A 9467-nucleotide genomic window follows, 5' to 3' on the forward strand; every position below is an offset into this window, starting at 1 on the left:
AATGGACAGAGAGCTTCTTCCGACAAAGAAGAGAACATATTGGCAGAGGATAAAAAGTGAGCGGGTCCTCTACTTGCTGTTGCTTCCTACGCTCCTCTTTTTCTTCTTGTTCAGAGTATTGCCGATCGTAAACATGCGTCTTGCTTTCTATCAGTTCAAATCCCGTGGCAACTGGCCATTTGTAGGGCTGAAGTATTTTAGGATAATCTTCAGCAGTCCGGGTTTTATGCAGATTCTCGGCAACACCCTGATCATCAGCTTCATGAAATATATCCTGTTGTTTCCTGGTTTTGTCATATTTGCCCTCATGCTCAACGAGGTGCACTCTTTTAGGTTCCGTAAGTATGTGCAGGTTGTTTCGTACCTTCCTCACTTCCTCTCTTGGGTTGTCATCGCAGGAGTCTGGATCAGTTCCCTCTCCCTCTCCGGAGGGGTAAACCAGATCATGGCCTTCTTTGGCAGGGATGCCGTTGACTTCATGACCGACAGGCAGAAGATCCGCTGGATCCTCATGATCTGCGAGGCATGGAGAAGCCTGGGATGGGATTCCATCATCTTCTATACAGCCATCATCTCGATTTCCCCCACCCTGTATGAGGCCGCTGAGATTGACGGGGCAAACCGGATGAGGATCATCCGACACATTGTGTTGCCTGCCCTTGTCATCCCCATGATAACGATGTTCATCCTTAATCTTGGCTTTTTCCTCAATGCTGGGTTTGACCAGGTCTTCAACTTTTCCAACCAGGCAGTTGAAAGCACCATCGACATCCTCGATACCTATATCTACCGTATCGGTATTGAGGGAGGGCAGTACTCCCTGGCGACTGCGGTGAGCCTCATCAAAGGTGTTGTGGGTGTATTGCTTGTCTGGTCCACCCATATCTTTGCCAAGAAGGTCTCTGGAACGGGGGTATGGTCATGAGAAAAGTAAAACGTGCATCTGGTGGGCAGGTTGTCTTGGGGGTATTCCTGCTGTTCCTTACCCTGACCATGCTCATCCCCTTACTCAATATTCTGGCAAAGTCACTCTCTTCTCCCTTGGAATCCCCTCTGATGGGAGGTCTGGCAATTTTTCCGAAGGGTGTGGACTTCATCAACTACAGGATAGTGTTCAGCCACCCCATCCTAGTGCCGGCCCTGATCAACTCAATCATTATCACTGTGGTGGGAACGTTGGTGAACATTGTCCTGACTACAACAGCTGCCTATGTGCTGTCAAGGCCCAAGCTGACCCTCAAGGCTCCCATCATGGTATTCCTCATTGTCATGATGCTCTTCGACCCAGGCCTCATACCTGAGTATCTCGTTGTCCAACAGCTTGGGCTTATGGGAAGCAAGTGGTCGGTAATCCTGGTAACAGCGGTAAATGTCTACTACCTGGTCATCATGATGCGCTATTTTGAGAAGGTCCCTCTCTCCATTGTGGAGGCTGCGACCATCGATGGGGCGAGCCACCTGCAGATGCTATTCAAGATTTTCTACCCCTTGAGCAAGGCGGGGGTGGCAACCATTACGATGTTCTACGCAGTTGTGCGTTGGAATGAATATTTCCGTGCAGGTATCTATCTTACCCGCAAATCTACAGATACGGTGTTGCAGGTGATCTTGCGCCAATTTGTGGTGCTTGGCGATACGGTTTCAATCATTGGCCAGCAAAATGTCTATGACTATAACGTCATGGCCCGTGTCGATTATAACGCCCTTAAGGGGGCTACGATTATCGTAGCAATTATTCCCATTCTTGTTCTCTATCCATTTGTGTTGAAATTCTATGCCAAGGATGTCTTCTCAGGTGGAATCAAGGAATAGTCTTATGCATGAACCAAGGAGGTTTTTCATGAAAAGAAAACAGGTTTCTATGGTACTGGTGTTGCTGTTGAGCTTTGGGTTGCTGTTCGCAGCAGGATCCAAGGAAGCCGCACAGGTTACTACAGGTGCCAAGATAGGGACAGCTGCAAATCCAGCTAAAGTCACCTATATGTGCAAGGATGCCGATCCCATTACCGATGGCGAACAGCTCGGGATGTTGGTGAAGGCAATTGAAGAAGGAATGGCAAAAGAGGGAAACTATGTGGATCTGGAGATCCTTTCCGCCCCTACCGGATCGTATGCTACGGTAGTTCCCATCGCCTTCAGGACTGGCCAGATCACCCCTGACCTGATCTACTTCCAAGGCAATGACCAACCGATTGCGCAGGAAGGATTGCTTGAGAATTTGGTTCCTTATGTCGAGAAATCAAAGAACATCAAGGCCATCATGCCTGACCATACCAAAGCAGCCATGGCCAACTATCCCTACCTGATGTGGCTTGCCCCAGCCCGTGTACAGATTCCTGTCATGCGCGCAGACTGGTTTGGCAAGCTGAAGAGCGGCAAAGCCCTTCTCGCAGACCCCACTGTCGACAACTACTATGCTCTCCTCAAGGAGATCAAGGACAGTGGCATGGCCAAGTGGCCCGTTACCACAGACGGAGGCATCCTCAAGCTGGACTCGATATTCAACCATGCCTTTGGTGTCACTGCAACAATCGTAAAACAGAATGGGACATGGGTCTATTCTGAAGTTACCCCCGCTGCCAAGAACAAGCTTGCCTTCTATGCAAAGCTCTTCAAGGACGGTCTGTTGGACAACGAATATGTGACCAAGCAGTGGGATACGATGGAGCAGTCTTTCTATGAAGGGCAATCGGCACTGGTTGCAGGCACCACAGGGGATGTGGTGAATGTGTACAACAACAAGATGAAGGAGACCCAAGGTGTTGAGTTGGTGGTCCTTCCCCCAGCAAAGGGAGTGAGCCAGGCATACCAGAGCGTCGATGTGACCAAGGAGAGCCGTGGCTTTGCCATCAATGCCGATTCCAAAGTCAAGGATGCAGCTTGGGCCGTATTGGAGTTCATGGCAGGCAAGGAAGGGCGTAAGCTCGACAAGCTTGGCCTGGAGGGTATCCATTACAACATCGAGAATGGCAAATATGTGCTTACCAAGCAGTTCCCTTCCTGGTGGGCAAAGTTCTGGCCAACCATGAATGGTCTCGACCTGAGTGAAGTGGTTGGGGAGGTACTTTCCAAGCCGGCAATAGAGTCATTGGATGCAGCTGCCAAGTACTTTGCGGCAGACACCAACGTGCTGCTTCCTGAGGATCTGCTTCCTCTCAAGGATGCAATGGACAAACTATACCGTGAATACTCGACCGATATCATTCGGGGTGTAAGGCCCATCTCTGATTTTGATGGATTTGTCACCAAGTGGAACGCTGCTGGTGGAACGAAGATCTCTGCGTATCTGGCAACGGTACTCTAGAGGATTGGATGTATGCCGGGTCATTAGGCCCGGCATACCCTTGTCAGGAAAGATTGCTTTGGAAGGATTGAATATGACCACAAGGGCGTTTGTTGAAAAGGTATATGCCGGGTTTCTTGGTATGAACATTGGTATCAGATTGGGTGCACCGGTTGAGCCGACCCTTTGGACACGTGAACGAATTGAGCGGTTTTATGGTGATATCCACTCCTATGTGAAGGATTTTAAGAATTTTGCAGCTGATGATGATGTAAATGGGCCGGTCTATTTTCTTCGAGCCCTCAATGACGGGGCACTGCATAGGGCCCTTACCCCCCCTGATGTTGCTGAGGCGTGGCTGAACTACTCTCGTGAGGGAGTAGGGATGTTCTGGTGGGGAGGGTACGGGACAAGCACCGAACACACGGCTTTCCTCAATCTGATGCATGGTATGGAGGCTCCGGCATCAGGGTCCATCCAAACCAATGGAAAGGCCATTGCAGAACAGATCGGAGGGCAGATTTTCATTGATACCTGGGGCTTTATCTTCCCAGGCGACCCAAAGAGGGCAGCTGAATACGCCCGTATTGCTGCCAGTGTTTCCCACGATGGTGACGGCTTGAATGGGGCAGCTTTCATAGCTGGGTGCATAGCACAAGCCTTCCTCACCCATGATATACAGGAGATTGTTGAGGTAGGGCTTTCGCTCATAGAGGAGACTTCCACCTATGCCAAGGTTGTTCGTTCTGTCAGGGATTTCCATGCCCAAAATCCAGATGATTGGCAATTGTGCCTTCGCTACCTGCACCAGGAGTGGGGGTATGACCGCTACCCTGGAGTCTGTCACATTATCCCGAATGCAGGGGTCTGCGCCATGGCCCTGCTCTATGGGAATACGTTTGCCCGTGGAGTTGAGATTGCTACAATGGCAGGATGGGATACGGATTGCAATGCAGGCAATGTTGGTTCCATATTGGGGGTTGCCGGTGGCTTGGAAGTGTTACCCGATCACTACAGAAGGCCGATCGGGGACATGATCGTGCTTTCTGGCATCTCAGGATATCTCAATATCCTTGATGTCCCAACCTATGTCAAGCAACTGTGCAAGCTGAGTTTCCAGGTCAGGAACCTGGAGATTCCCAAGGAGTTGGATAGAGAGGAAGGGGTCATAGATTTTGACTTTTCACTGCCTGGGTCCACCCATGGCTTCAGGCTTTCCAACCCCAATGGCTGTCTGTTGCGCAATGAAGGCAACGCCCTGGCCATGGTGTACGACCGTTTGGTCCGCCCCCAGGGGACCCGCCTTTTCTACAAGCCCTTCTATCGCCGTTCTGATTTTGATGATGAGAGGTATATGCCGGTGTTCTCCCCGACGGTCTACACAGGGCAGACAATCACCATGCACCTCCGGTTTGAGAAATTCAGCGGTGAAAGCATTACCCTTACTTCCTATGTCCGCAATACCACCACACAGGAGTTGGTCATGTTCGAATCCTTTGTGGTGAAGGATGAAAGGCAGAGGACTGTTTCCTTTTCCCTGGACAAGCACAACCCAAGGCTCACCGGTGCCATGATCGACGAGGTGGGGCTGATCTTTGAATCAAACTCTCCTGCCAAAATTAAGGATTTGGGAGTTGTCTTTGTCGAAAGGTTTACCGTTAGCGGAAAACCTGACTACACGATCGACCTTGCCCAACAAAAGAAGGAGTTCGCCTCGATCACCCCCTTCTCACATAACCATGGGTCGTGGGAACTGGTAAAAACTGAAGATGGAACGGTACAGATGCAGGTAATGGCCCTCGATCATGGAGAGGCTTGTACTGGTACCTATTTTGCCAAGGATGTGCGAGTAGAGGGGAGTGTAACCCTATATAGAGGGACTTCCGCATTGATCTCCCTACGGGTGCAGGGCGCCCGTAGAGGCTATTACGCTGGCTTCCACAAAGGGCAGCTTGGTATTTTCAAGCATGAGAAGGATTCGTTCATTCCCCTTGTGAGCAGGAGCTTTGCCTGTGAGTTGGATACGGCCTACCACTTGACCTTTGAGGCAAAGGGAACGGCTTTACAGGTATCGATAGATGGAGAGGAGACTCTCTCTACAGTGGACTCTACCTTAGACCATGGAATGGTAGGCTATGCAATATATGAGGGGGGGCGCGTTGGTTTCGGCTCCCTTAGCGTGAAGGAAATGGAGGAGCAGAAATGCTAGATAGGAAAGAATTTGTTGCTGACAGGGCATTGGTACGGGATAGGGCTGTGGGTTCTCTCATTGGGCTTGCCATAGGGGACTCGTTTGGTGATGCCGCAAGGATGCAGACAAACAGGGAGACCTATGGCTTCATCACAGATTTCAATGCTGGGGCAACCTGGAGCACTGACGATACGGAGTTTGCCCTCCTTACAGCCAAGACCCTCATCCAGTGTAAAGGCAACCTGACCAGTGATGATGTGGTAAAAGCTTGGTTTGAGGATGTAGTTGTGCAGGATGAGTTCAAGCGGGGTGGGGCGAGCGAGGTCTCCGCTGCCATAAACCTGCGTAAAGGGCTTCGTCCACCCCAAAGTGGTAAGTTCAGCACCTTCCACATGAGCGATGGTACTGCCATGAGAATCCCTCCCGTAGGAATTGTCTGTGCAGGATCTCCCAAGCGCGCCATAGAGTTGGCCGAGATAGATGCTTCGATCAGTCACAGTGATGACGGGATCTGGGGAGCCCAGGCAGTGGCTGCAGCAGTTGCTGTAGCTATGGTTGACGGCAGCTTCGATGAAATCTTCAAGGCCGCGATGGATCCCATTCCCAAGGATAGCTGGCTCTACTACAACATGCGTGCAGCTTTCTCCATCATTGAGAAAGCCCAAGGCAATATCATGGATTGTTGGATGGTTTTGCATGATGAGCTCCGTGCCAGCACATGGGCGACAACAGCTGAGGCAATTCCTGCAGCCTTTGCATGCCTTGCCCTCAGCCATAAGGATTTCCGTAGTGGTTTGGTCCTGGCAGGAAACTTTGCCCGCGATGCCGATACCATTGGGGCTGTGGCCGGCTCTATCCTAGGGGCAAAGTACGGCCTCGCTTCCATTCCGCCAAGATGGGTGGAGAAGGTTCGCTATCCGTCCGGGACCTGTCTACAGTTTACCAAGGGCCTGGATGTATGTGCCATGGGAGAGCAGTTGGCACTCTTGATTCGCTAGGGTACCACACAATATTGAACAGGGCTGTCTGGAAGATAGTATTGAGTGCACTAGATGCAAAAAAGGCACAACCAATTTTCAAAGGGTTGTGCCTTTTCACAGGCCCTAGGTATAGTGTTGGCGAAGAACCCGCTTTCGGTAGGTATGCATTCCTGGATTTTGAATAACGAAAAGCCGAGTCTTTCTTCGTTTTGCAGGCATGCCCATGGCAACCCCTGTCCGTGTACTCGGAAGGACCCGTATCCTAGATATGGATTGTCTCGTTTGCCTTGGCAAGGGAGGTTCTCAGCTGGTTCTCGATGATTGCATACGCCATCAGGGAAAAGCTCATTACCAATAGTATTTCGTGATAATCAAATTACTTAGGAGCATCTATATCCTTTGCATGCATTTTTTTGAAAAGGGGTAAAAAAGTAGTACACCTACTATTTTGTTGCAAAACTGTAATTTTTCGTGTAAAGTTAGAAGTACAAGGAGCTTCTATGAGTGGAATAAAACAGGCCCTACCTAATGGTCCTCTCTCAGTTGTCTTGATCCAGATCCAGTTTTCTCCAATTGTACAGATACTGAAATATATTCCTATGTTTCAAGATTATGTAAGAAAACATGGATATCCTTTGTATTCTCCGATGAAAACAGATTTAGTCCTTCTTGGACCGAATGGTGAGCCGGAAAATACTATCTTTGAACAATGGTTTTTTTCGTCCACTGATATGCAACAAACAATTATCCTTGATAGCGAAAAAATCACCTTCCAGGTATTTGATGTCCAAGCCTATTCGTTTGATTCCTTCTTGCAGAATTTTCTGACTCTTGTCAAAGAGCTTGATTCCATTGTTGACATTTCAATGTTCTCAAGACTGGGGTTGCGTTATATCAATTCTATTCAAGAGAAAAAGGAGATATCTTGGAAAAGCTTGGTGGTTAAAGAATTCCAAGGTCCTACGCTACCGTCGGATATCCATTGGATGGAGAATGATTTGAGTTCGTTTTCAACACAGAGAGGGGTGTTCCTTAAAGACCTTTCCATTACTAGCAATTTTCGGTTGTTGCTGACCCAGAATCCTATTGGAAGGAAATATCCTGAAGGTATTCAGCGGTTACCTAATGATGCCCCTGAGTTTTTTGAGCAGAAATCTCTCGTCACATATCTTGATCTTGACCATTTTGTGATTTTTTCTGCGGCCCCAAGAAAACTTGATGTGTTCAATCGTCTCCCTGACATATTTCATGCTTTGCATTCAGTAATTGAGGATGTATTCTTTGAATCTATCATAACGGATGAGGCAAGAAAAATATGGCAGTAGCGCCTAGCTATTATACTATTACTGATCCTTTACTTGAGGGTTCCTATTCTTCATATGTCATGGAGAGGAGGCCTACATATGGGTTGAAGGATGATGGTGCAAGATGCATTAACCATCGTGAGGGGCTGGGTTTCTCAGCGTTTGCGGATAATCAACTTGGAATTCCTACTGATTACCATCTGATCTATTCATTATTTGCTTCCTCTGATAAACGATTTGGTGCAGCATACCGGCGCATGTTAGTAGTAAGGAATTTTTTACAGTTCAATAATCTGGTTACGACCGCCATTAGCCCTGAAAAAACTGTCGATGATCTTGTGTTAAAGACGCTCAATGAACAGTTTATGGAGCTTTCCAGTTTTTTTGGTTTTAATAAGACTGAATGGGCGGAACTTCTTTCAGTGTCAAGGCCTACCATTTATGGATGGCTTAAGGATGAACTCAAACCAAGTGGGGAAAATGCACATAAGATTGCGAGGTTATATAGCTTGCTTGCTGATATCCCAAATCGACAGGAAGGGGCTAAACTCTTCAGAGGATACATGCATCAGCATCTCAGTGCTTTTAATTGCTCTCTGTACGAAAAACTTAGCTCTGACCTCTCCGACGAAGGCGAAGTTTCAGAATTGGTACGTGTCATATCCTCCCTATTGCAGAAATCTCAACAGAAATACAAAGAACTTGATGCCTTGGGAAAAACTGGCCTTGCTTCACAAGCCACTTTTGATTACAACATAACAAATCTTTTCTCCTAGGGGGTGTCCTTGAATGAATAAGCCTTCATTAGGGGATATCCTTAGGAAAACAAAATGGAGACAAGGTGTTGTTTTGGAGGGAGTTCAAAAAGAAAAAGTGCTTGCAAATGCTACCGAATCCTATCCATGGATGAATGATGCTGATGCACTGGTGTTGTTTAGCCATGATTGTGATCTGCTAAACCACAGTCTTGAAAACGAACCCTTTGCTGAGTTTTTTTGTGCTAAGTATGTCGACAATAGGGATCCTTCTTTGGCATATGGAAAAAATCCGAGAAAAATTCATCTGGTAGTAGATGGCTCCAAAAATGTATGTCTTTTATTTAACCATCGCATCCGTATCAACAGAGCCTGCTTGATTGGGCTTCCTCTTGATGCTGACCCTCTGAGGGTTTCAGAAGTTGAGCTAAGAACCCTTCTGTCTTGGGTCTCAAAAAAATATTCTCGATCGGCATTCCCTGATGCTTTCAATGTACAGTTAGGCAAAATTCCCGAATTGGATAAAAAACTGAGAAATTTGAATATTGCATATCCTGCTATCAAGGCCATCTTTTTTTGTTTGTCCCCTAACACTGAAATTGGAGACGAACAAAGCTACTCACTTCAGGTGAAGGTCCTTTTAGAAGGAAAATCCTCTGATACTTGTGAAGAACTAAAATCAGGCATTGAAGAAAGGCTGGAACAAATTCTTTCAGTAGATAGAATAATTATTAATGATATCACCTGTGAATTTGAAAATGAGATGACTCTCTTGGAATTAGCGTATTTTAAGGTATGGGACATGGACTATATCAGCAGGCGATATGGTTTTGCACTATAGTCTAGGTGAGTAACCGAGAGCTATGACACCAATGGGTTATTTCTATCTAGATATTCAGTAGCTTCCTTTTTTTGCAGAAGCTACAATAAAAACCCCCTCTTAGTGGATTACTC

8 protein-coding genes are annotated in these 9467 nt (G+C 47.5%); all 8 read left to right on the top strand.

Going from position 1 to position 9467, the window contains the following annotated elements:
• Position 1: 1 nt before the first annotated feature.
• The gene (locus tag ROJ03_RS07035) at positions 2–925 is read left to right on the top strand and encodes an ABC transporter permease subunit (protein ID WP_313726302.1); all 924 of its coding nucleotides are present in this window, start codon (positions 2–4) and stop codon (positions 923–925) included.
• A complete protein-coding gene (locus ROJ03_RS07040; RefSeq protein WP_313726303.1) occupies positions 922–1812 on the top strand; it encodes a carbohydrate ABC transporter permease in 891 nt (296 codons plus the stop codon). The genes ROJ03_RS07035 and ROJ03_RS07040 overlap by 4 nt, the downstream gene beginning before the upstream one ends.
• Positions 1813–1840: 28 nt before the next feature.
• Positions 1841–3304: an extracellular solute-binding protein gene (locus ROJ03_RS07045; RefSeq protein WP_313726304.1), complete on the top strand. Its 1464-nt coding sequence runs from the start codon at positions 1841–1843 to the stop codon at positions 3302–3304.
• Between the two features lie 121 nt (positions 3305–3425).
• Positions 3426–5492, top strand: a complete 2067-nt coding sequence (locus ROJ03_RS07050) for an ADP-ribosylglycohydrolase family protein (protein ID WP_313726305.1) — start codon at positions 3426–3428, stop codon at positions 5490–5492.
• The gene (locus tag ROJ03_RS07055; protein ID WP_313726306.1) at positions 5486–6472 is read left to right on the top strand and encodes an ADP-ribosylglycohydrolase family protein; all 987 of its coding nucleotides are present in this window, start codon (positions 5486–5488) and stop codon (positions 6470–6472) included. The genes ROJ03_RS07050 and ROJ03_RS07055 overlap by 7 nt, the downstream gene beginning before the upstream one ends.
• A gap of 482 nt (positions 6473–6954) precedes the next feature.
• Entirely contained in the window at positions 6955–7779 is an 825-nt protein-coding gene (locus tag ROJ03_RS07060) for a TIGR04255 family protein (protein WP_313726307.1), read from the top strand.
• The gene (locus tag ROJ03_RS07065; RefSeq protein WP_313726308.1) at positions 7770–8534 is read left to right on the top strand and encodes a hypothetical protein; all 765 of its coding nucleotides are present in this window, start codon (positions 7770–7772) and stop codon (positions 8532–8534) included. Before ROJ03_RS07060 ends, ROJ03_RS07065 begins: the two co-directional genes overlap by 10 nt.
• Before the next feature lie 13 nt (positions 8535–8547).
• Positions 8548–9354 carry a hypothetical protein gene (locus ROJ03_RS07070; RefSeq protein WP_313726309.1) on the top strand — a complete coding sequence of 269 codons (807 nt, stop codon included), beginning with the start codon at positions 8548–8550 and terminating at the stop codon, positions 9352–9354.
• Positions 9355–9467: the final 113 nt, after the last annotated feature.

The organism is Sphaerochaeta sp. PS (assembly GCF_032144095.1).
GTDB lineage: Bacteria > Spirochaetota > Spirochaetia > Sphaerochaetales > Sphaerochaetaceae > Sphaerochaeta.

What these genes read in the sequence shown, in the direction of transcription:
- ROJ03_RS07035 (WP_313726302.1), top strand. Translation starts at nt 2, where the DNA reads ATGGACAGAGAGCTTCTTCCGACAAAGAAGAGAACATATTGGCAGAGG.
- ROJ03_RS07040 (WP_313726303.1), top strand. Translation starts at nt 922, where the DNA reads ATGAGAAAAGTAAAACGTGCATCTGGTGGGCAGGTTGTCTTGGGGGTA.
- ROJ03_RS07045 (WP_313726304.1), top strand. Translation starts at nt 1,841, where the DNA reads ATGAAAAGAAAACAGGTTTCTATGGTACTGGTGTTGCTGTTGAGCTTT.
- ROJ03_RS07050 (WP_313726305.1), top strand. Translation starts at nt 3,426, where the DNA reads ATGAACATTGGTATCAGATTGGGTGCACCGGTTGAGCCGACCCTTTGG.
- ROJ03_RS07055 (WP_313726306.1), top strand. Translation starts at nt 5,486, where the DNA reads ATGCTAGATAGGAAAGAATTTGTTGCTGACAGGGCATTGGTACGGGAT.
- ROJ03_RS07060 (WP_313726307.1), top strand. Translation starts at nt 6,955, where the DNA reads ATGAGTGGAATAAAACAGGCCCTACCTAATGGTCCTCTCTCAGTTGTC.
- ROJ03_RS07065 (WP_313726308.1), top strand. Translation starts at nt 7,770, where the DNA reads ATGGCAGTAGCGCCTAGCTATTATACTATTACTGATCCTTTACTTGAG.
- ROJ03_RS07070 (WP_313726309.1), top strand. Translation starts at nt 8,548, where the DNA reads ATGAATAAGCCTTCATTAGGGGATATCCTTAGGAAAACAAAATGGAGA.